We start from the raw sequence: 23,836 nt of genomic DNA on the forward strand, positions 1-23,836 counted from the left end.
TCCCCTTGTTTGTTACCTATTTCGCATTTTCATCAGGCTGATGAACGCCAAAGACATTTCCTTCTGTGTCCACATAATACCCTTGCCACGCCATTCCTGGCAGGGCATACTTCGGTACGGCCACCTTGCCGCCATGCTCGAGAATAAGTTTCTCTGTTGCTTCGTAATCCACCACGCCCATCGTGCAGGAATATCCGTTCATAGGCTGGTTGGCTTCAGGTGCAGGACCTCTACGCTGCATCAGGGCACCATTGACCCCAGGCTCATTCGCATCACCGGTCACTGCGCCGAAATATGGCATTCCCGCATAGTCCGTCCAATCCTCAAACTTCCATCCGAACACCTCGCCATAGAACTTCATTGCACGCTCCATGTTATCTACATGGACTTCGAAATGTACCAGTCTTCCCATGTTAATCCCTCCACACTAGTTCATATTTTCTTCACTAGAAGTATTCTTTTTAAAGAGAGGGATATCCTTCTTTTCGATTCGATAGTGTTATCTTTCAGGGGTTACCTCGTATGTTTCTTGCTCAACATTAATTTCTTTTGGTAATTGAGAATCGGCACTCGGAACCACTCGGGGTTCATAATTGATCACATCAGAAGAGTAAAGCTTCACAATCATGGAACCCCCATATCGTTTTGCGCGAATCAATATCGGTTGATTGTATTGGTTTTGAAAACGAAAGTCAGGTCCATACCAACTTACCGTTGCATCACGTCCTGCTGGAACATAAGGGACGTTCCTGCTATGGGAGTAACGCTCAACAATTTTCAACCCGGCCCGATCCACAGCATTAAACAAGGTGGATGACACCTGACAAATACCTCCGCCTACACCCTCTGACAATTCCCCTCTCACAATGATCGGCGCACGGAGGTACCCTTTCTCCAGCGTTCTTTTGCCTACCACTTTGTTAAAGGAAAATGTCTCATGTGGGAAAATAACATGATTATCAATTGCTTCTGCGGCAAGAAATATATTATGAGAACGACTTTTATTGTAAGAATTAAAATATGTAACATATTGACCAATCTGTTTTATTCGAATATCAGCAAGCAGCTCACTATCGACCTTTGGATATACCTCCGCTAGAGGCACTTCCACCTCTGAAGGACCATTGCTATAAAAATATTCATAAAACTTTTCCTTAAACAACTGTCGATCCAGTCTGTAGCCTACCTGTTCCGGGTCGATTCCGCCCTGGTCGTTAATCACAGCATTTTGGGGAGCACGGTAAATTTTCTGATCTAATTTTTCAATAAACTCGTCGTATTTTTTATCGTTGATCAGTGGTGTTCCTGGAAGTGGCATCGTGAAATTCTCACGGTTCATAATGGAAATCTCCTGCCCCTGTTGGGTGACCGTTAAGCGGTTGTCAACGTGCTCCACAGGCTGAGCCAATAATAATAGACCTGCTAACCAAATTTGTATCATAAGTCGCTCTCCCTCCCAAAATTAGTATGAGCAAGTGGAGATACTTTAATGAGATTTTTGTTAAAACTCACTTTCTTTTTCTGCATTTCATCCAATATTTCCCCAAGTTTAAATTATTGCAAGAAAATGTATATGACGTTACACTTGTTAAGGGATTTTTACAAAATGTAGGGGGTAATAAAATGAAAAAGTTAACTATGTTAATGCTTTTAGCCGCTATGATGATACTAGCTGCATGTTCTTCTGATAAAGAAAAAGAGGCTGTGGAATCAGAGAAAATGCAAGAACAAGATACCTCTGAAAGTAAAGAAGATACAGCAAGTGTAGATAAGGGATTATTCAATGTGGAAGTAACCATTCCAGCTTCTATGTTTGAAGGTGAAAATATAGATGATGCTGTTGCTGAAGCAGAGGCTGAAGGAATCAAGGCTACAAAGAATGATGATGGCTCTGTTACTTACAAGATGAGCAAAGCACAACACAAAGAAATGCTTGCTGAAATGAAGCAAGGGATCACGGAAGCCATCGAAGAGATGAAAACAAGCGAAGAATATGTTTCCATCCAAGACGTCACATTTAACGATTCTCTTACCGAGTTCACGATGATTGTGGACAAAGCTGCGTATGAAAACAGCATGGATGCATTTGCCACATTCACATTAGGCTTTGGCGGCATGATGTATCAAATATACGATGGCGCAAAGCCTGAGGATAATAAAGTAAAAATCATGGTTCAGGATAAGGAAACAGAAGAAGTGTTTGACGAAACGGTCTTCCCTGACGACATGAACGAATAAATATCGCAAGAGTGTGCCTTTGTTTCGAAGGCACACTCTTTTTATCCAATTTATTGGAAATAATTACTGTAACACTCTTGAAATGTTTTTGTAAAATAATTTTTGCTTTCATGTTACAATATTTCTCGTGCAAAATTTTTACAATAGGGGGAAGACATCATGAAGAAAATTCTTTTATTATCCATGCTGTTGGCAGTTGCCGGCATTATTGCAGCATGTGGAGATACAGAAGTACAAGAAAAGGAAGTTGAAAATGTAACCTCCGCAAACGAAAATGCAAAAGCAACCGAAGAAAAAGCAGCTGAAGAACCGGAGGATGAGAATTCCAAGCAAGAGTTCAACAAGGTGATTGTCGACAACGAAAACATCAAAGCCACGTTGATCAGCGTGGAAAAAATTGTAGATAAAGAATGGGACGAAGAAAAAATTGATGTGACTTTCGAAGTGGAAAATAAAAGAGCCGACACCATCGAAATCCAAGCAAGAGAAGTATCTGCTGATGGAAAAATGGTGGAAGAAAACATGCTATTCATGAGCACAGAAATCTCCGGTGGCAAATTAGCTGATTCAGTACTAACCATCCAAAATTACGAAGGTGATCTTCCAGCAATTGAAGAAAACATTGAAATGCTATTACATGTATTTTCTTGGGATGATATGGAGTTTGAGGAGCAGCATCCAGTATTGATCGAGTTTAAATAATGCAAAAAAGCCTTCATTCCCGTTTAGTTTGGGAATGAAGGCTTTTTCATTCTTTTATTAACAAAGATTAATTCATCCCATTCCATTCCCCTTGGTTCTTGGATGCTTTTTCTTCCTTGGCTTTCTCTTTATGTGCTCGGTTGGCAGCTGCACTGCCTAATTCCTTGAAGAATTCCGAATCCGTATGAGACTATTCGAAATGAAGTATCCTACCGAATAAAGAATTACTATATCAATGAACCTTGAAAGTAAACGAATGGCTCTCTTTCCTAACCTAATAGTGACTTTGTTGCCTGAATCCACGTTTTTGCCATTAACATATTTCCCATAGTGGTCATATGGACACCATCATTTGTGAGAGGAAGGCCGCTACCCGACTCCAACACCCCAATAAATGCTTTATGTGTCGGGACGACGGTTGCATTATACTTTTCAGCTAATTTATGAGTGATGGTAACATAGGATTTAAGGATATTATTCCCTTCACTTTGAATATTTTCTTTAATGACCGTTGGTTCCATCAATACGATACTGGCACCTGTTTTCTCCTTGACAGCTTTAAGGAGGGAGTCATAAACCTCCTCGAAACGCTCTGGATACATATGTTCGATATCTGGAGAATCAAACTGCCTCGCAACATCATTGATACCGATCGAGATAGAAACAATATCCGGCTGCAAACAAATTACATCCCTATCCCACCTTTCGGCTAAGTCAATTACCCTATGCCCACTAATTCCTTTATTGATAATCTCCAATTCCCGCTCTGGATAAGTAACTTTTAAATAATCATGAAGTAGGCGTACATACCCGGTACCGATATCATCGCCCTCACTAATTCCCCACCATGTAATACTGTCACCAATAAACACAATTCTTTGTTTCATGCATTCTCCCCCTAATAAAGAAAGCTAAACCATTCCGATGTTGATCTACCCTCTAATCAGCTTTTTCTTCCCACTTGCATAAATACTCCCCTAATTTTTCACTAATATAATTTATATAAAAAGCAACCAAGCTATACGGATCCGTAATTTCATTCACATCATTCAACTTTAATGGGTCAATATCTGATTTCCACTGTTTAATATCTTTGATAATTAAATGGAAGTCATCATGCATCTCCACTTTTTCTGGATCAATCAGCCGACTCGGAAACAATGGCACATTCCATTTTGAAACCTCTGAAAGTAATCCTTCTAGTTTATTAAGTGCTTGTTTAACTTCAGTCTGATGGTTTTCAAATATGGAATAGAAGTCTTCTTCAACGACTTCATAAGGATCTCCCCAAGCTAATCTGGCGAAGAAATAACTATTCATTAATTGCATCAGCTTCCATGGATATTGATCATCCATTTCCATAGGGTTTTCCTTTGGGAAATAAGGGACAATAAGATTGACAATATGTTCGATACCCATACCGGAATATAGCTCCATATCCTCGCGAATCCTGTGAAATAAAGGTGGGAACAGGTCGCCAAACATAAAGTGATCACTATAATATTCAAAAACCGCCAATTGCCTTTGGTTGGCTTTGGTTGAATCACACCATTTTTGGAATGCTTTATATGCTCTATCTTCCTTCTTAAAGGACTGATTATAATTCCTTCCCCAAAATGCATATAAAGTATCTACTGTTTTTGAGCTGGCAGATTCATCTTGGAGCTCTAACATCTCCCACGATAATCCCGCATTGTATGCGATATGCTCGACTTGAATATCTGGAATATGCTTATGAATCTGTTCGATGAATTCAATATAATGTGTTAAAAAATCCTGATTATCTTTAATCCCGATATCGGCTGGCCATAAGGATAGTCGTTTTATCGAATCCGTTTCTTCACAATAACCCTTGATCTTACTGATCATTAAACTCTTCCAGCCATCATCAGTAAAATCAACCTGCTTGCTCTTCGAATGGGATATGTCCTTGATTAAATAATGCATGCTGTGCCCACCAAGTGTGATGGTCAGCCCACGTTTTTTTATCTCATCTGCGACTGTATGCTTTACTTTATCCCATAGCATGATGGTGAAAAAAAGTTCATTTATTTTATGTTTCGCCGCCCAATCGATTAACTGCAGAAGAAAGGTAGTATCATCATAATTTTCAACAACGAGACCTCTTCTTTTCATTTTCCCGCTTTTTATCTCAGGAGCTCCGAAACCTTTCCATTCTATATTTTCATCAGATATGAAGCTGACCCACTTATACCCAAAAAGTTTTTTACATGCATGATAAATACCAAAAAGCACCGACCGCGGATTTGATCCGATAACATAAATCTCGCTTTCTTTTTCTAGCAGCTGGAAGGCATCGGTTCCACCTTCAAGAGTAGACTGATCGATTAAACCCTTCCGGATAAAATCTTCCTCCAACCCCAATACAAACGAATACGTGATGGGATGTTGAACCTGCCCTGCATATTTGTTTAACTCTTCTTTAGCAAACTTAATAGGTATCTCATCATTTAAAATGGTGCATTGAATAACCGACATGTTCACCCTCCACACTTTTTCCATCAATCCAACAACGACTGATCCAGTTCTTTTAAAATCAGTCCTGAAAGTATGACGGCATTGGTCCAGCCACTCTCTATCACATATGCACCCCAACCTGTATCGCCGTTATTGCCAAAATATTCTGTACTTTCCATGTGGAAGGATCGCATCCACCCACCATCAAATTGTTCTTTTGGGGAAGTGATTTGAATAGAAGCAATAAACTGTACCAACTTCTCATACTTTTCTTTGACTGCCGGGTCTCCAGTTGCTTTATAAGCCTCCCAAGCATTCACAAGCAAAAAATTATTTGTATATAACTGATCGGCAATACCTTCATTATTCGAACGGTAAACACCAGTATCCTCCGTTCCATATCGTTCTGGATCTGGATTATCGCTTTCCTCGATACCGCCGAGTTCATGCTGATTTTCAAATAAGTATTCCAGGACTTCATATAAGCCATGGCGGATTGTCTCATCCTTTGTTACCTTGTACATTTGGGCCAATGATAAAAGGAATCTGCTGTAACCAGCTGTTTTGCTATACATAAACTTTAGATCTCTTTTATTTTCAAGCAAAGTCATTGTCCCTCGATGAGCAATCTGTAGGAATTTTTCATCATTTGAAACGTAATAGGCTTGAATAAATGCAGCGTGGACGATCGATTCAAAATGCGGATTCATGCTGACTGATGTTGAATGTTGAAAATACACTTTTTCGTTGTCCAATAATTCTTTTTCACGGATACATTCCGGGCGCAATCCATTTACATTTTGTGTGTTTAATAGTGCATAAGCTGTTGATAGTCCCCTATTTTTATATTCCGTTTTCCCTGTTTTTCGATAAAGGTATAAAAGGACGAGTGCTACCCAGCTATTATCATCGGAGAATATCTGGTCCGGTTTGATTTTTGGACTTTGGAACCATTTCCAAAAACCATATGTGACTGAATTTTCATCCGTATCCTGATAGCCCGCTTGGAACAAATAAGTCAGTAAATTATCGGATATCTCCAACCATTTGTTTTCCTTCGTATATTCCCCATACAAATAAAATAATAGAGCAGTATGGGCATGACAATCCGGCCTTAAATCCTTACTTATATCACTTCGGATCGAATGGACATTTTCATACACCCCATGACTTCCATCTTCTTTCGGCAAAATCCCTGAAGATAAAAACCAATTCACTCCTTGTTCAATGGTTAGATTAATATCTTTATACTTTGATAGTTGAATGACCGGTTGTATGGGCTGTATCGGCAAGTGATGTTCGGATTGCAGGAAATTCACAACCTCGTTCCATAACCAGTATGGCCGTAGCGTCCAGTTCTGCTCACTGCTTAAAAAGGAAAACGTGGAAAAAACCGCTTTCCCTTCAACATGTTTTTTCACGATGATTCCAGGATAGTTCCCTTCAGCTTCCGTCCTGTGAGTTTCTTTAAAATGACCGATATCCAATATCCTTTCTGTATCGAAGGTAAAACCTGTTAAAAAGGGACCATGCCATTCGAGCAATTTCCCCTTTTTTCCAAAGTGGTCACTATCAATGACTAACTTCTCCAGACGTCGATTGGTCACTGTAAAATCCTGCTTGAACCCAAAAAGCCGAGAAGCCGGAAAGTCTTCACAATTGATTAGTTCGCCATAAAGGATGCCACCTTGCTCCACAAAGGACCATAGCTTTTCAAGAAGTTCATAGGATAATTTCAAGGGAATTCCATTTACATTCCCATTGATAAAAATAAACTTATATTGTAATAGATTTTGATTTAAGAGTTGTTCAGGGTCAGAAAAGTGATTGGTGAAGTTCACTAGGTTTTTCATTTTTTCACTTTTGTCAACTAGAGCGATCAATGCTATTCCACTCCATTCTTATTCTTACTCATACTTTATGAATTCCCGGCCACTCCAGTTCGATACCCGCCTTCACTAACCGTGTCTGGTAATCCCTTAATAATTGTTCATTGTTTCTCACTTCATGAGGGGCGGTGCTATGGTCCATACAATATACAGCCAGATGGCCAGCCGCTTCTCCGATATTCCATTCCACGGGATGAAGTCGATAGCAGCCATTTGTAAGATGAGTGGTTCCGATATTTTTACTGGCAGGCAACAAATTCCGGACTCGTACTGGTATTAAGCTGCCAAGGGGAATCTGGAATGGATGTGCGGAAATATCAATATATGTATTCAATCCTGTGCTTGGATGAAGGTCTAGTCGATAGCAGCCAATTCCGACACTATCCTCAAAAAATGTTGCACGATCCTTCCCTTCTATTTCACCACTTATATCCTGTTCTTTGACTGTATATACTGCCTTGATTCTTCTCGATTCTCGTACATACGGGTATTTGGCCAACCCATCCTCGGTACCTAAAACATCTTTTCTTAACCTGATACCCGGATAACCGGTCCCTCCATCAGGACGAGGTGCTTCCGTTTGCATCCAATATAGCAGGGATAGGCTTAATTGTTTTGAAGAGGCTAAATGCTTTTCCTTCTCTTCTTCCGTCACATCAATGATAGGACCTAACCAATAATCATTTTGCGGCCAATTGACTATGGTTATATCACTGTGGAACGTTCCTGGTTCAAAATTTGATTTATCGATTATCCTGCGGTAATTCCATAGCGAAAAACGGTCCGGCTCATAAAAGAATGAGTATTCAATTGGTTCCAATGTATGAGGGACCACACCCCACCAGCTTAATTGCTTTGCAGGCCAAAATTCTGCCTGATAACTTTTCCAATAGTCATATTGAGCAGGTTTTTCAATGGTATGATCTTCACCCTCGATATAATCGATTGCAAAGCAATAAGTGAAAGCCTGCATATTGAAGGGCTCTGCCGGACCCTCTGGTGCATGGGCTTCGCCTGTCTCCGCTTGTGATTCCGCACCAATGACATACTCCACATTGGCAAGGGGCAATACGTCACCCAATTCGGTTGCATCCAAAAAGTACTTGCCCTTTAAGAGGAGTGTATGACCTGTTATCGTATGATGAACGGTAACTGTAAGGACTTGATCGTTTTCAGTTTCTGAATCTTTAATTTTATATTCCATTAACAGCCTGAGTTTTCCACTTGATAGATATGGTGCCAACATATCATATAGCACACGCAAAGCCACTCGTGGTTCGTGACTGATTGAACTTACAATTGCATTACCAGGGTTGAATCGGTCGCTTATCCTCTGGCTATTCTTCACCGGGAAGTGATTCAAATAGTACTCCCTGATTTTTCTGCGGAATTTCCGGTAGTTTTTAGTGGCACCGAAGCTTTCTATCCATGGATGTTCATCCGGCGGCACACCTTGGCTCGTTATTTGTCCACCAATCCATTCGGTTTCCTCCGTCAAAATAACGGTTTTACCTGATTGCAGTGCTGATAATGCAGCTGCACACCCACCAAGCCCCCCACCAATAATAATAAGATCTGCCTGTAACTCTCGATAAACCGGCATTTTATTCACCCCTTCGTTTGTTCGTCGCATTTTCCCTTGCCAACAATGCGGCACCCAGCATTCCTGCATCATTCTTTAACATTGCTTTTCTTACCAATGGAGGCTGATCTGTAACCTCGTTTAAATTAGTCAATAATTGTTTCCACCAGTATTGACTTGAATTTATTACTCCTCCACCTATTACAAAACAATCTATCCCCAGGATATTTTGTAGAGAAACCATGCCAATGGCTAGGTTTGTAATATAGCGGTCAATAATTGGGACAGCAATCGGATGATTTTCATATGCAAGCTTGAAAAGCTCGTCAGGACGGATGTTTCCCTTCAATAAACCACCCTGTTCTTTTATATCCAAGGATAAAGCTGTACCAGAAACATTATTGCTCCCAACACCCTCTTTTTCCACAGTTACATAGCCTTCCGCCTGGCTCAAAAACCATATGGCCAATTTCTCCGGCACCACCATTTTCACCACGGTGCAACTTTCCATTTATGATGATTCCTGCACCAATACCTGTCCCTAACGTGATGCAGATGAAATGTCTGTCTTGGGTAGCAGAGCCTATTTCCATTTCTGCATACGCTGCACAATTCGCATCATTATCTACCACCGCGGGTAACCCGAAACGTTCTTCGACCAACTCCCTGACTCTAGTTCCCGTCCACCCTGGTAAATTGGATGTTGCAAAATGAATGAGGCCCTCCTCCACATTCACCCTACCTGCCGTTGCGATTCCTATTCCCTGAATCTCACAGTGCCCTTGCTTTAGAAGACACTCAACCATAGATAATAATTGAGTTTTTAAATCTTGCTTGTTTGTCTTTTCTTCTATTTGGGTCAAGAGGTGACCATCTTGATCGATGATGCCTGCCTTCACCTTTGTTCCACCTATGTCAACACCAATCGTATTCAACGCCTACACGTCCTTTATATCAGGCATTTCAGTAACAAACCGTTTTGTAATCAATTGTGGCCTGGTAATGGCAGATCCAACAACAACGGCATGTGCACCTAATCGGATACATTCTGCGCAAAGCTCAGGGGTATCAACCCTACCCTCTGCTATGACAGGTACATCCGTTTTATAAATAAGCTCAACTAACAACTCTTTATTGAATGATTCATAATGACTTGTAAATGGGGTGTATCCACAAAGAGTGGTCGAGATCATATCGAGCCCTAATTGCGCTGCAAACATCCCCTCTTCCAGAGTCGATATATCTCCCATTAACAAATGGCCTGGATGGTTCTTCTTGATTTGTTCAACAAATTGAGAAAGCGATAGACCATTGGGCCGGACTCTCCCCGTTGCATCGAAGGCAATGATATCCGCACCTGCCCCGACGACTTCATCTACCTCCCTCATTGTTGGAGTGATATAGATTTCACTATCAGGGTAGTCTCTTTTTACTAATCCGATAACAGGCGATATACCTGCTTTTTTCATTTCAATAATATCAGCGCCTGTATTGGCCCTTATGCCGACAGCTCCGCCCATCATTGCTGCCATTGCCATTTTTTTCATTGTTTCAGAACCGAATAGTGGTTCATTATCGAGTGCCTGACAGGAGACGATCAAGCCTCCTTTAACCTTCTTCAGCAAGGGGTGCATGTAAATCACCTCCAATCTCCCTAAATAATATTGCCTGCCGTGACAATCCGATGATAGTAGTGGTTTCCTAAAGAGCCTTCAGCAATCCCATTAGGCCCATCATGCTTCAGCCTCTTTTCCTCCAATTCTTCCACTTTATCAATCTCACCTTCAATCCATTGCTGAATACGGAAATGTGCAGTGTTCAACCGGGCTACGAGTCCACCATAGCGAAGCTCGATTACTTCCCAACCGAATGGTTTATTTAAGGAAAACCACACTTCCCTATGTTTATAATGCAGTGCCTCAACCTCTTTAATCAGCTCTTGCATTTCTCTTAGCAAAGATGATGTTGTCTCTTTATCCTGATGGTCATATGCATCCTTTATTCGGATACCCATTTCTGACTTCACACTCAAAACATTCGCCAATTTCTCATAGAAACCAAATAAAAGAGACGCGCGGGGGTTCCTTTCCTTGGCAGCCTTTAATTCGCGTACAAGCTGTTTATAATGCAGATTCATATCCAACCCTCGGATATTTTCATCAAATAATCCGATCAGAACATCCTGCCACAATAAAAACTTGGAAGCATTCGAAGAACGCAAGTTATCCTCCACAACGCCGGGTGTTTCATCCAACCGATTTAAAAGGAGAAAATCATCTAAACGATTACCGGTACAAAAGTGGAAACGCTCAGCTAATCGCTCTTTCTCTACTGTTTCGCTGTAAGTATGTTCAGCAAAAAGTTGCATCACAGGCAGAGCCGTTGTAAGCGGGGTTTCCGCTCCATTGTCCCCCCATAAGGTCGTAAAGACTTCTTGTAGACCCTCCTTCTTACATGCTGTCAATGCGACCTCCGTTGTCTTGAATGCCCTGCCGTAATTCGGGGATATCCCGTTCCAGGTCCAGGCTCCCCCGGCAAAAACCGTATCGCTTCCCAGATCTTTATGCTTTTGAATAAATGAGAGATAGAAATCCTCATTTTCATGATAATAATCCCAGTACACAAGCTGGACATTTTCCGGAATGGAGTCAATGGCCTCTTTTGGAATGTGTACATTTTCATCATAGTATTCTCCATGTTTAGAACCCAGACGGAAGTACATATCACTCCAGATCATTGGTTTCAGCCCATGGCGCTCTGCGATGGATACAACTTTATCTAAATGTTGATTCATGATTTCAAACCGATTCTCATAGCCATTCAGATCTAAATAACGCCCTAATCCAAGCTGATGTGCTTCGTCCATCCCGATATGGATGCGGTTTGACTTGAAGGGGCTTGAGGCAGCCTTAATCATACTTTCTATAAAATGATATGTCTTGGGATCCCCTGCAAGTAAAATATCAGCAGTGTCCCTGATTTCTGATGCGTAGCCCCATTTCAATGCCATCGCCAAATGTGCAAGAGTTTGGATGCAAGGGATCATTTCAATGCCAAAGATATCTGCATATTCATCGCAAACCTTCAGTTCAGCTTCACTATATCTCCCGCGCATATAGCCAAAATAGGGATAGTCCGGAACTTCATATGTATCCTCTGTATAAAGCATAACGACATTTAATCCCATAATCGCCATCTTCCTAAGCAGTCCCTTAACTTCATCAATTTTTAAGACGCCATTTCTGGAAACATCCAACATCACACCACTGGTTTGAAATTGGGGCTCTTCTGTTAGTTCAAATTCGCCTTTCTTCTTGTAATTTTCCAACCACAAACCAATAGCACGATAGAAATGTATAGTTTCCTGATAGAAGATTTCTCCTTTTCCACCTTTATTGACGATCAGGATCGGACCTACCCTTTGCGTGACAGTAATCGGATAACCTTTTTCATGTAACTCTAAGTTCAACTCTTCTGATAAATGGTTTAATCCTTGTAAAATCTTCGGCTCACCCATTATATTGATTTGCATAGAAGACACCCCTTCTCATTTTTACAAACGATCATCAAGCACAGCAAAGCCTCATTACCTTAAAAAACAAATTCACCAGCTAAAATTGTGTTCTCCACTTCTAATTCCCTCGATAAAAGAACCAGGTCAGCATCATATCCCAATGCAATCCTTCCCTTCCTATCACCTACTCCGCAAACTGCAGCCGGATTATATGTGGCCATCTGCACCGCTTCTTCTATTGGAATGTTGCAGCTGTCAACAATGTATTGAACTGCCTTATTCAAGGTCAATGAACTTCCTGCAAGTCGGCCATCATCCAAGGTGACTTTCCCATCTTTTTTATTGATGATTTTTCCACCAATCTGATGACAACCGTCAGGTAATTGATTGGTTCCGGTACAATCGGATATCAAGGTAATGTTGTCTGCGCCTTTTATTTTATAAAGGAATTCAACAATTTTTGGGTGTACATGAAAGCCATCCGCTATGATTTCACAATGTAAAGCCTTTAGGTCCAGTGCTGCAAAAGCAGCTGTTAATTTTCGGTGTGAGATCGGTGCCATTGCATTGAAACAATGGGTCATTCTAGATAGACCTTTAAAAATGGCTTCTTGGATTTCCTCATAGGTGGCATCTGTATGTCCTGCAGAAACAGTTGCTTTTCCTTCAATTAATACTTGTATTAATTTCATTGCCTCTGGAAGTTCCGGCGCCAATGTTACGATCTGGAGCATTTCTCCGGCCAATCGGATTATAAAATCTGTGTCCTCTTGAACAGGGGCTTTCATGTACTCCGCTCTTTGGGCCCCTTTATATTTTGGATTGATCCAAGGACCTTCCAGATGCACCCCCAGCAAATGAGCCCCTTTGCGCTTCTCCTTTGCAACTTGTTTATTTAACAAAAGGAAGGTTTTAAGATCCTCTAATGGAGCAGCCCTGGATGTTGACAAAAAACTTGTAACACCATAGTATGGGAGTCCATCTTGAATGCGATAAAAACCTTCCTTTGTACCGTCCATAAAGTCGTGACCATTCAGACCGTGAATATGCGTATCAATAAAACCTGGGCAGATCCATCCCTCTACTTCATAGCTGGGAATATTCAAGCTATTGTTTTCAGCTTGCTTTCCCAAGAAGATGATTTTACCCGCTTTGATTTCGATAAGCATGCCTTTCTCTATTTTCTTATCTGTAACAACATTTCCTTTTAAATAAAAATGGTTACCTTCCATGAACAAAATCCTTCCCAGTTCATTTCCTCTATATCAAGCTTTGGCCACCTCTACTGGTAAACTCGAATAATTCTTATTTATAATGAATCAATTGTGTAAGAGTTGTAGATTCTTTATCCAGTAGTTTTTCAAACTCTTTTGGTGCATCTTCAAGTTCCACTACTTCTGAAATGAATGCTCGGACATCTATCCGTTTTTCTTTGATCAGTCTGATATATTCTTCAACATTTCGCCCTTCCGTCCAGCGAACATATTCATAAGGATAATCAATGGCTTCTCTTTCATAGACACTGTCATACCTGCCGGGACCTCCTGCTCTGGAGATGAGCAGCTCCGCTTCTTTTCCAAACATTAAACTCCTTGGAAAATCAGGTTCTATATCACCGACAATGACTGCCTTTCCTTTAGTGCGGATCCATTTCAGGCACTCATGGGTCAGTGGAGATCGTTTTCCGCCTGTACATAATAGAACTGCATCGGCACCACGGGACTTCGTTTCAACTCGTATAGCTTCTTCCATTTCTTCCACTGATGAAAATGCTTTAATGTTTTCACCCTTTAACATTTCAACACGGCTTTCGTGTAAATCATAAGCTATGACATTGTATGCTGCTGCATTCGCGATTTTGGCAATCAGCTGTCCTAACACCCCTAATCCTACGATTACTGCAGTTTCCCCAAATTGCAGTTTAGCGATCCGGAGCGCATGAATGGCGATTGCCCCCAGTCCCCCAAGGGCAGCCTCCTTTGGATCCACTGAGTCAGGAACCTTCGCATACAACGTTTTTGGAACTAGCAGATATTCATCATGATGTACATATGGAGCACCATAACAAGCTACCAAATCACCCTTTTTCACATCCGTGATATCACTTCCGCACTCCACCACTTCTCCCATCGCACTATACCCAAGATGAACCTGCTTATTTTCACTATTTGAAAGAATAGTAAGCTCTGTTCCAGGGGAAATGACTGAATATAACGTTTTGATTAATACATAAGATGGTTTACCTGCAAGCTTTGGTAGTTCATCCTCAATGATTTCAATCTTTTTGTTGTGTGCTACGATCCTTTTCATTCGGAATCCTTCTTCCATCTGTTATTTAGTGAACCACTTCGATAAATTTTCTTTCACAAATTCATCATCATGTAGGTGCGGATAGCTGCTATACACCCGATCTAGCTCTTCTGCTTGCCCCGGGCTTAGTACTTCATGATTAGCCAAGCACCAATTACCCCTTAATAACCCCTGTCTCGCCAAAATCTCATTAATTCCGGCAATGCTTCCTTTGAAACTATTGCGGGAATCAAAAATTGCTGCATTGGCATCTGTTATTTGTTGGCCAAGGGTAAGTAGGTCACCAGGAATCATGGCCTGCTTCCGGGCTTCTTTTATCTCTTCAAAGGACTCGACAACTTTTTTTGTCCAGACGGACCAATGCCCCAGAAGACCTCCAACAATATTCTTTTCCACCATTCTATCTCCGATAGCAAACTTGAAGGTAGTAAGCAGGTCATTCATGATGTTATCGTCATTACCGGTGTATAAGGCAATTTCCTCATTGCGAGGAGAATGGCAAACGGCACGGACAACATCGATCGAACAATATCGATCAAATGGAGCAATTTTTATCGCATATACATTTGGGATCGCGGCAAACCTCTCCCAAAAATCATAAGAGAAATTCCTTCCGCCTACTGCAGGCTGTAAGTAAAATCCGAATAGAGGGATGATCCCGGCAACCTTTTTTGCTCGTTCCAGTAATTCTTCCTCAGTCAAATGGTGTAAACCGCCCATACTCAGGAGCCCCAAATCATAGCCGATTTCTTTACAGAACGATGCTTCCCTCACGGCTTGCTCGATTGGTCCACAGATCCCTGCAACCTTGATAAAATCATCTGCAACATCGGCACTTTTTGTTTCCTCGATGGCAATCGTCAATACTTTTTCATAAAGATCAAATTCAGGATCGCGGATTTCAAACTGAGTGGTATGGACCCCTACAGCGATCCCTCCGACTCCAGCATCGATATAATAACGAGTCAATGCGCGCTGACCTGCCTCATCAAGCTGCCTATCCTGGGTCAATGCCAGTGGATGTGCCGGAATGACAGTACCTTCCAAAAGCTTTTTTTTGACAGCCTCCCCTAGCATTAAAATGCACCTTCTCTTTCTTGGAAGTGTGTAGGTTTATTTAGGGTATGACCATCACTGACTACCCACTCGGCAATCATATCGATCATTTGTTGAATTGTTACTTTTGGATAGCCAAATAATTTATGGGCATTAGAAGCGTTGTTCAGCAGTGCGGTTGGATTTTCCGAATTGACGAATATCGGGTCCTTTTTCATTCTTTTTCCGAATTCTTTTGCCAGCCATCTTACAGATAAGGTTTCAGGTCCTGTCACATTTAAGATTGTTGGTGGATGATCTGTATGTAATAAAGAGCGGATGGCATATTCATTAGCATCTCCCTGCCAAATTACATTGACATTCCCCATTGTCAAATCGATGGGCGTACTATTGTATACTTGTTTGGCAATTTCAAGAAGTACTCCATACCGCATATCTATTGCATAATTCAATCTGAAAATCACCATTGGTGTTTGATGCTTATGGGAGAAATAAGTGAGTACGCGTTCCCTTCCCAAGCAAGATTGGGCATATTCACCAACAGGGTTTGGCGGAATATCTTCCGTGCAGTCATTGCTTGAGACTGTTGTAAATGGATATACATTGCCTGTTGAAAAGGCTACAATCCGTGAGTTTTTAAACTTTTCAGCAACCCTGCCAGGAAGATAGGCATTCATCCCCCATGTATAATGTTCATTACCTACCGTCCCGAATTTATTACCTGCCATATAGATGATATTTTTCACATCCGGAAGGCTTTGAAGAGCTTCTTCCTTCAAAAGATCTGCCTTTATGGTTTCAATCCCGAATCCCTCTAATTCCTCTATCAAACTCTCATCAGAGAACCTTGCGACACCAATCACTCTTTTTGGTACACCAGCTCGATCTATAGCTCTTTTTGTCATTTTCGCTAAAGTGGGTCCCATTTTTCCACTAACACCTAATATCATAATGTCTCCATCAACTTGTTGGATGTCTTTTACCAATTCATCGCTGGGAGCTGACATAAAATCTTCTAATTCTGTAATCGTTTTCATTTAAATCCTCCTACCATATGAGTTTTTTAGATTTCTAACCAAAAACGCAGGAATAAAGTTTGATTATTATAATTATTTACATTTTATAGTCGGCATTTTTAAAAGACAAGTCACTTAAACGTCTTTTAATGAGAGACAGCCTAAATCCTACATTAGACTTACTTGTAACATAACTACACACCCTGAAAGATAAAATTCTGAACAGAAAAATAAAGTTTGACAATTCAAAAAGTTCCACTTACTCTAGTAATAAGATTATTTAAAGACATATCATTAATGTGTCTTTTATTGGAGCTGACATGATGAAAATGAATCAATTAGCAGGGAACGGTACTGAAATAATCATCGGCATCGTTGGTCCTGAAGCACTTGAGAAGGAAATAATGAAAGCGCTTGAAGCCTTTCCTAATTTCCAGCCGATTTTTCTGCATATTACACCTTCCACCCTTACCTCAGAAGCTATTTCAAACTTGATTGACAAAGCTGAAGTCCTTTTGTTCACCGAGTTCCCAACCTATTTCAAAGCCAAGCAACTTGTGGACCCTTCCATTCCAGCACACTATGTCCCTTTGATGGGAACGGGACTTTATAGGTCATTATTCTTAATTAATAGTCAATATGATATAAAGACTCTCACCATTGATACAGTTGAAGAAAAATACATCCAACGAGTTCTCTTTGAACTAGGTGAAGAGGGCTATAGCCTTAAGTCGTTCCCTCATTCCAGTCAAGCCGGTTCTATTGAATCGATGGTTAATTTTCACTCAGACAACTATCAGACATCAGGGTCCATTGCCATCACCGGCATTCAGGAGGTTTCCTTGAAACTAACTGAATTGGGCATTCCAAATGAATGGGTGATACCGACATATCAGGATTTGATTGTTTCCCTGGAACGTGCCTTGCTTGCAACAGAAGCCCGAAAAAATAAAGAGTCCCAAATCGTTTTCGGAATCATTGATATTGATAAATTTGATAAAGCTACTGAAAAATACGAAACAGAGCATGAAGTACAAATGTTTAAGTTGAAATTCCAACAGATGATGTTGAATTATACAAAGCTGTTAGATGGTCATTTAATCAATTCAGGCGGAGAAGAATTTTCATTTATAACGACACGTGGAATCTTTGAAAGAGAGACCAGGGGCTATAAATTCATTCCGTTACTGAATTCAGCCAAAAGCGAACTCGGTGTGACCATCAGCATCGGGATCGGATTCGGCCGTTCAGCAGCTGAAGCAGGTAGCCACGCCAGACTGGCATTGCGTCAGTCTAAAGAATTAGGCGGGAATGTCTGCTACATTGTCCGGGAAGATCAGAGTGTAATAGGGCCGGTAGACATTATAACGGATACCCAATATGAGAAATATGATTTATCCATTACGGATGCTGAACTCCTTCAAAAAGCAGAAAAGGCTGGGATGTCTGCTGCATATATGACCAAGCTGATGGCACGGGTGGCACGTCATAAAAAATTCGACTATACGGCACCAGAACTGGCTACAACTTTGAACATTACTACAAGAAGCGCTCATCGCATCCTATTAAAATGGATGGATGCAAATCTGGTGGATATAGTAGGAGAAGAAAAAATAACCTATAAAGGAAGACCAAGAAGAATTTATCGACTTAGCTTTATTATCGAAGGCAAAGAATAAAAAAATAAAGACTAAGTAATCTATGGATGAAACGGCGGGCATATTTACCCGCTGTTTCATTTCCGTTATCCCTTCCCCCTTCTTCTATTCTCCAACACTTACACTTTTACCGGTCTCCCTGCTTTCATTCGCCGCTTCAATGAAACGGATAATTTCCATGGTTTCATCGACCGGGATGATTGTTTCACCACTATTGAAAAACATTAGGATTTGTTCTAATAAACTAGCATAGAATGGCTTTTGAGAGGAGTCTATTTGTACATATTCATTACCTTTCTCAAAGTGGATCACTGCACCAAAATGATAATTCCCCGATCTATTCCCCCTGACCGTGCCAATCCGGCCATCTTTCCATTTTGAAATAATCAAGTCGGTATCCTGATTGGAGAACGCTGTGACATGTTGCGATCCGCACCCTAAAATTGTATAGAGCATCTCAATTGTATGTATTCCGTACCAGAAATAGCCTGGCTGCGTCTCAACCATTTCCATGGGACCAAAACAGTCAGCACCGATGATATTGCCTTTATCCCCGGTTGCAAGTGCCCGCCTTAAGTCTTGGGCAAATCGCAATGCTGAAGAGCTCATGATGGGAGTACCATACCTCTCCGACAGTTTCACTATTTCCAAGGCATCAGTTGAACGTAAACATAATGGCTTATCGATGAATATCGGCTTCTTGAATGGAGCCAATATGCTTACTTGTTCCCGGTGGACTCTACCATCAACCGACTCTACTAAAATAGCATCACAATGGTCTGCTACCTCTTCGATTGTATCAACCACTTGCACACCACATTGTTCCACTTCCTTTGTTATCCCTTTTATCCGGGAATAACTTAACTCAAAATCATCCGACCTAACGGGAAAAGCCATCACAACTTTTCCCCCTTTTACATGATAGGGATGGGTCGGATCATTCAACAATTTTGTAAAAGCAGTCGCGTGCGAAGTATCAAGACCAATCATCCCAATTTTCACATTCCTCATATATTCTCCCCTCTATGAACACAAGCGAATTATTTCAGACCTGACAGCTGTATGCCCTCGGTAAAATACTTCTGGAAGAATAAGAAGATTAAGAAGGTCGGGATGAATGATATAGTAGATCCCGCCATTTCTATCCCAAAGTTGCCTTCTTTATTTAACGTAGAGGCTAACCCCACAGTGATAGGATACATCTTTTCATTCGTCATATAAATCAACGGTTGAAATAAATCATTCCAGTTACCTACAAATGAAAATGTCCCGACTGTCGCAATGGCTGGAAACGCCAAAGGCATATAGATTTTCCTGAAAACTTGAAAATCATTAGCCCCATCCATCCGGGCGGCTTCATCCAATTCCATTGGGATGCCTTGCATGAATTGACGCACCAAAAATACTCCCATGATTCCCCAAAGTTCCGGGACAATCAATGCTTGATACTCATTGATCCAACCAAATTTTGAAAACATGATGAATTTCGGGATGATAAGCAATTGGGATGGAATCATGATGACCGCCATGAATGTCCAGAAAATGAATTCTCTGCCAACGAATTGCTTTCTTGCGAAAATATAACCTAATAAGCCTGCAAAGAACATTTGTGAAAAAACAGGAATAATGGTTATTACCATTGAGTTATATATCCAGCGCAGAAAATTGTCATTCCTAAAGAGGTAGATAAAGTTATTCCATGACGGATCGGTCGGGATCCAGAATAATGGATCTAATGCGGCAAAAGTCGTTTCTTTGAATGAACTTAAAACCATTATTAAAAATGGAAGGAGAAAACAAAATCCCAGGAAGAAAAGCACAACATAATTTACGATTTTTTTAAACAAGATATATCATCTCCCTTACTATCACGCTGGCTCATTAATAAATATTTTGATCTTTCCCGAAATATTTTCTTTGAATAAGAGAAATGATCAAGATAATCACGAATAATACGTAGGATAAAACGGCTGCATAGCTAAAATTCAGATTGGTGAACCCTATGTTATATAAATGATATACAAGCGTACTTGTCGAGAAGTTTGGTCCCCCGCTTGTTAATAGATAGGCAGAGTCAAAGATTTGGAAAGAACCGATTGTTGTAATGATCAATACATAAAAATGAATCGGTTTTAATAATGGGAACGTGATCAACCAAAAAGATTTAAACGATGTAGCACCATCGATTTTTGCTGCTTCATACATATCCTTTGGTATCGACTGCAGACCTGCAAAATAATAGATCATGGTGCTTCCAGAAACTTTGAAGATACTCAGGCCCGCTAATACAATGAGTGCTTGTGAAGAGTCCGATAAAAATAATTGGGATTCAACTCCTATAAAGCTCAGCATGTAGTTAATAAGACCCGATTCAGTGCCTGAAAAAATCCAATCCCAAATACCTGCAATGACAACAAACGATGTAACAACCGGGAGGAAAAACACCCCTTTAAAGAACTTTGTAAATCGAACCCCGGATTTAATGACGAGTGCCAGCAGTAAACCAAGTGCCATGGTAGGAACTATATAATAGAAGGAAAATAAGAAGGTATTCCAAATGGATTTCATCGCAATGTCATCTTGAAACAATTGAATCCAATTTCGCAATCCAACAAATTCAGATGTGCCAATGATACGATAATGTAAAAACGTTAATATGAAGCTATAAATGAACGGGAATATTTGAAAGATGAAAAAATGCACCAAGACTGGAATAAGTACTATATAGACGAGTGCATTCCTTCTCCACTCCTCTTTTATCCTTTTCATCAAAGGGGGCTTTACTTTTTTGTCATTTAATAAAGGCGGCTTGCTTTGATTGATTATGACCTTTTCCAAGTAATCACCTTATTTCTTTTTTTAATTAACAAAGCATTTTGTAAGTAACAGAGAGTTTTATTCACAGTGGAATAAAACTCTCTTGATAAAGAAGCTATTCGTTTACGGCTTAGCTAACTCAGCTTCAATTTTTTCAGCTGCTGCATCTGCTGCTTCTTGTGGAGTTTTTTCACCAGCCATCATGGATTGAACTTCTGCTTGAATAAATGGCATAATCGCACGACCCTTTGGATGGATCACACCCGGCAATGCAAATTGTGTATATTGGGAAAGCTGACTCATATTTTCATTTGAATCAAAAATATCCTTAGCCTCTTCCTGAGTCGGTATATATTGAGTAACATTATTGAAGACACGTTGGTTTTCAGCATTTGTTACTGCTTTAACAAATTCTGCTGCAGCATCAGGATTATCACTGTTGGAAGGAACTACGAACATGCCTGTCGTACCATAGGTTAATTGTTCTTTATTTGTTAATGGTTCTGCAATGGCGAATTCGAATTTATTTTCTTTTTTAAGCATTGTGATGTCAATTCCAGATCCCAGGATAGCCATTATCTGGCCACCAAACCATAAGTCATTATGGTTGCTTGCCGTGATGGAATCCTCAGGGATATATTTGTTTTGATACATCTTGTTAATGATTTCGAAGGCTTTGACACTATCTGCGCTATTGATCTTCACTTCACTATCCTGTGTGACAACATCTCCACCCGCTTGCCAAATCCATGGATAAATCGTACCGTTCATGGACCCTCCGCCAGCGTAAGATAAGGCGTAGAAGTCTTTTTCTTTTGCTTTCGCTGCCCAAGCTTCAAATTCTTCCCAAGTAGTAGGAAGCTTAGTTGGGTCTTCGCCTATCGCCTTTACAACATCCAAGTTATAGAAGAATGTATAAGCTTCCTGTAGAACAGGCAATCCATATTTCTTGTCTTTCCATGTTGTTGATACCAATGCTGAATCAACAAATCCTTCAAGATCAGCTTCATCTAAGTATGGATCCAATTCAAGCAGCATCCCTACATCAGCATATTGTGGCATTTGATCAGGAATCGCATAGAAAACATCCGGGCCATTATTAGCAGCTAATGCAGTTAATACTTTTTGATCTCGATTAGACCATGGAATTGTTTCAATATTTACCTTTACATCCGGAAACTCTTTATTATAATTAGCGGTAATTTCTTTCCACATTTCCTCTTCCTTTTTTGCATCACCAGTATATGGATGTACCCAAACCGTTATTTCACCATCCACTTTACCGTCATTCGATTTTGTTCCCGCATCTTTGTCACTACAAGCTGCCAGAAATAAGCTGAATGTAAGCATCATTACCAGTGATAGAATACTTTTTCTTTTCATGAACAAATTCCCCCCGTTTAAGTTTAAAATGTATGATCTTTTAAAGAAGCCACTAAAGCGTTTTTCCATCCCCTTTCTAAATTTATCCCCTTGGTTGAAAAAACTTTGAAAGCGTTAACAACAGATGCCAATAAACAGCACCATAAAATTCCTATAGTTACATTCTAGGTTTTTTTGAATATTGTGACAAGTCTATAAAGTGTCTTTAATAAATGTCCTAGATAATTTATCTCTGTAAAGCTTGTTTGATGAAATCCGCAAAGCCTTTTTGAAAATCACCCTCCCTGTTTTCAAAAAATTGTAATTGTCACTTTTTTCACTCATGCTATAATACAACTAAAATATTTCGTGTTACTTTCTATTTTATTTTAAAGTGACTGGTCTATTAAATGTCTTTATATATCATGGAAATAAATTCCTCATTTAATGAGGATTGTGAGGTGACTCGATGGTTGGTTGGGAGAAATTTAATACCTATGCAGTATGGATGCTAAAAGTTGCCTATTTAAATTTACTGTGGATCGGTTTTACGTTATTAGGTTTGGGAGTATTGGGTCTATTCCCTTCTACTGGAGCCATGTTTACAATTGTACAAAAGTGGCTGGGCAAAGAACCTGTGGAAAAGATCTTCTCTACTTTTTGGAAAATCTATAAAAAAGAATTCGTAGCACTTAACAAATTCGGACTATTCTTCATTGCCATTGGTTATTTATTAATCTATGATTTGCTATTCATACAAATGAATGGCAGCAATTTAATTTGGCTGTTTCCGGTGATCGGCTTTCTGGGCATTTCATACATCCTGACTTTATTGTATTTCTTTCCTATTTACATTAAATATGAGATGAAATTCTATCATTATATTAAACAAGCGTTTTTAATCGGAGCCGGATCTCTATTAGAAACCATTCTCATTTTTACAGTTTGTATGGTTTTAATGATTACCGTATGGTTCATACCTGGGATCATCCCCTTTTTTACAGGAAGTGTCTTGGCTGTAGCCGTCACATGGAGCAGCAACCGTGCCATCAACAAAATCAATAGCCGAAAAAAGGTTATGACAGAATAATATTATTGAGTACCTCTTAGAGTGATCACAAATGTGAGTACTCTTTTTTTATATACGATACTTGCTGATCTAACACTATGCGGCGTATTTAAAGACGTTTAATAGTCTTGATTAATCCAGTTTT

22 protein-coding genes are annotated in these 23,836 nt (G+C 40.1%); 4 read left to right on the plus strand and 18 right to left on the minus strand.

Features of this window, described 5'->3' with window-relative positions; all coding sequences use genetic code 11:
- Positions 1–16 precede the first annotated feature (16 nt).
- A complete protein-coding gene (locus tag ACFVAD_RS11915) occupies positions 17–412 on the minus strand; it encodes a VOC family protein (protein ID WP_386639962.1) in 396 nt (131 codons plus the stop codon).
- A gap of 87 nt (positions 413–499) precedes the next feature.
- A complete protein-coding gene (locus ACFVAD_RS11920) occupies positions 500–1,441 on the minus strand; it encodes a VanW family protein (RefSeq protein WP_386639965.1) in 942 nt (313 codons plus the stop codon).
- 182 nt (positions 1,442–1,623) lie between these two features.
- Between ACFVAD_RS11920 and ACFVAD_RS11925 the strand changes: the two genes are divergently transcribed.
- Both ACFVAD_RS11925 and ACFVAD_RS11930 read left to right on the plus strand, forming a co-directional pair.
- Entirely contained in the window at positions 1,624–2,238 is a 615-nt protein-coding gene (locus tag ACFVAD_RS11925) for a hypothetical protein (protein ID WP_386639968.1), read from the plus strand.
- A 159-nt stretch (positions 2,239–2,397) separates the two neighbouring features.
- Positions 2,398–2,940, plus strand: coding sequence for a hypothetical protein (locus ACFVAD_RS11930; protein ID WP_386639971.1), 543 nt, complete (start codon positions 2,398–2,400; stop codon positions 2,938–2,940).
- A gap of 269 nt (positions 2,941–3,209) precedes the next feature.
- Here ACFVAD_RS11930 and ACFVAD_RS11935 read toward each other — a convergent pair whose 3' ends face one another.
- The 12 genes from ACFVAD_RS11935 to ACFVAD_RS11990 all read right to left on the minus strand — a co-directional run bounded on the left by ACFVAD_RS11935 (position 3,210) and on the right by ACFVAD_RS11990 (position 16,806).
- A complete protein-coding gene (locus tag ACFVAD_RS11935) occupies positions 3,210–3,827 on the minus strand; it encodes an SGNH/GDSL hydrolase family protein (RefSeq protein WP_386639974.1) in 618 nt (205 codons plus the stop codon).
- 52 nt (positions 3,828–3,879) lie between these two features.
- On the minus strand, positions 3,880–5,439 hold the full coding sequence (locus ACFVAD_RS11940; protein ID WP_386639977.1) for a hypothetical protein: 1,560 nt from the start codon (positions 5,437–5,439) through the stop codon (positions 3,880–3,882).
- Between the two features lie 23 nt (positions 5,440–5,462).
- On the minus strand, positions 5,463–7,301 hold the full coding sequence (locus tag ACFVAD_RS11945) for a glycoside hydrolase family protein (protein ID WP_386639980.1): 1,839 nt from the start codon (positions 7,299–7,301) through the stop codon (positions 5,463–5,465).
- Positions 7,302–7,329: 28 nt separating this feature from the next.
- A complete protein-coding gene (locus tag ACFVAD_RS11950) occupies positions 7,330–8,910 on the minus strand; it encodes an FAD-dependent oxidoreductase (RefSeq protein WP_386639982.1) in 1,581 nt (526 codons plus the stop codon).
- Position 8,911: 1 nt separating this feature from the next.
- Positions 8,912–9,316, minus strand: coding sequence for an ROK family protein (locus ACFVAD_RS11955; RefSeq protein ID WP_386639984.1), 405 nt, complete (start codon positions 9,314–9,316; stop codon positions 8,912–8,914).
- Positions 9,288–9,824 (minus strand): ROK family protein, encoded by a 537-nt coding sequence (locus ACFVAD_RS11960; protein ID WP_386639986.1) that lies wholly within the window; start codon positions 9,822–9,824, stop codon positions 9,288–9,290. Before ACFVAD_RS11960 ends, ACFVAD_RS11955 begins: the two co-directional genes overlap by 29 nt.
- 3 nt (positions 9,825–9,827) lie before the next feature.
- Complete coding sequence (locus tag ACFVAD_RS11965; RefSeq protein ID WP_386640304.1) at positions 9,828–10,529, minus strand: N-acetylmannosamine-6-phosphate 2-epimerase; 702 nt, start codon at positions 10,527–10,529, stop codon at positions 9,828–9,830.
- A gap of 14 nt (positions 10,530–10,543) precedes the next feature.
- Entirely contained in the window at positions 10,544–12,421 is a 1,878-nt protein-coding gene (locus ACFVAD_RS11970; protein ID WP_386639989.1) for a beta-N-acetylhexosaminidase, read from the minus strand.
- A 59-nt stretch (positions 12,422–12,480) separates the two neighbouring features.
- On the minus strand, positions 12,481–13,635 hold the full coding sequence (nagA, locus tag ACFVAD_RS11975; protein WP_386639991.1) for an N-acetylglucosamine-6-phosphate deacetylase: 1,155 nt from the start codon (positions 13,633–13,635) through the stop codon (positions 12,481–12,483).
- Positions 13,636–13,708: 73 nt separating this feature from the next.
- A complete protein-coding gene (locus ACFVAD_RS11980; RefSeq protein WP_386639993.1) occupies positions 13,709–14,713 on the minus strand; it encodes a zinc-dependent alcohol dehydrogenase in 1,005 nt (334 codons plus the stop codon).
- Between the two features lie 21 nt (positions 14,714–14,734).
- The gene (locus ACFVAD_RS11985; protein ID WP_386639996.1) at positions 14,735–15,790 is read right to left on the minus strand and encodes a dihydrodipicolinate synthase family protein; all 1,056 of its coding nucleotides are present in this window, start codon (positions 15,788–15,790) and stop codon (positions 14,735–14,737) included.
- Positions 15,790–16,806 carry an NAD-dependent epimerase/dehydratase family protein gene (locus tag ACFVAD_RS11990; RefSeq protein ID WP_386639999.1) on the minus strand — a complete coding sequence of 339 codons (1,017 nt, stop codon included), beginning with the start codon at positions 16,804–16,806 and terminating at the stop codon, positions 15,790–15,792. Before ACFVAD_RS11990 ends, ACFVAD_RS11985 begins: the two co-directional genes overlap by 1 nt.
- 299 nt (positions 16,807–17,105) lie before the next feature.
- Here ACFVAD_RS11990 and ACFVAD_RS11995 point away from each other — a divergent pair, with 299 nt between their 5' ends.
- The gene (locus ACFVAD_RS11995; protein ID WP_386640002.1) at positions 17,106–18,464 is read left to right on the plus strand and encodes a nucleotidyl cyclase domain-containing protein; all 1,359 of its coding nucleotides are present in this window, start codon (positions 17,106–17,108) and stop codon (positions 18,462–18,464) included.
- Positions 18,465–18,548: 84 nt separating this feature from the next.
- On the opposite strand, the gene ACFVAD_RS12000 is transcribed toward ACFVAD_RS11995, so the two are convergent.
- The 4 genes from ACFVAD_RS12000 to ACFVAD_RS12015 form a co-directional block, all read right to left on the minus strand.
- On the minus strand, positions 18,549–19,454 hold the full coding sequence (locus tag ACFVAD_RS12000; protein WP_386640005.1) for a Gfo/Idh/MocA family protein: 906 nt from the start codon (positions 19,452–19,454) through the stop codon (positions 18,549–18,551).
- 29 nt (positions 19,455–19,483) lie between these two features.
- Positions 19,484–20,290, minus strand: a complete 807-nt coding sequence (locus ACFVAD_RS12005) for a carbohydrate ABC transporter permease (RefSeq protein ID WP_224838106.1) — start codon at positions 20,288–20,290, stop codon at positions 19,484–19,486.
- A gap of 34 nt (positions 20,291–20,324) precedes the next feature.
- Positions 20,325–21,212 (minus strand): carbohydrate ABC transporter permease, encoded by an 888-nt coding sequence (locus tag ACFVAD_RS12010; RefSeq protein WP_386640307.1) that lies wholly within the window; start codon positions 21,210–21,212, stop codon positions 20,325–20,327.
- A 171-nt stretch (positions 21,213–21,383) separates the two neighbouring features.
- Positions 21,384–22,643 carry a sugar ABC transporter substrate-binding protein gene (locus tag ACFVAD_RS12015; RefSeq protein WP_386640009.1) on the minus strand — a complete coding sequence of 420 codons (1,260 nt, stop codon included), beginning with the start codon at positions 22,641–22,643 and terminating at the stop codon, positions 21,384–21,386.
- Positions 22,644–23,091: 448 nt separating this feature from the next.
- On the opposite strand from ACFVAD_RS12015, the gene ACFVAD_RS12020 reads away from it, so the two are divergent.
- Entirely contained in the window at positions 23,092–23,712 is a 621-nt protein-coding gene (locus ACFVAD_RS12020; protein WP_386640011.1) for a YesL family protein, read from the plus strand.
- The last annotated feature ends 124 nt before the right edge of the window (positions 23,713–23,836 follow it).

This window comes from Sutcliffiella sp. NPDC057660 (assembly GCF_042800035.1).
Classification (GTDB): Bacteria; Bacillota; Bacilli; order Bacillales; family Bacillaceae_I; genus Sutcliffiella_A.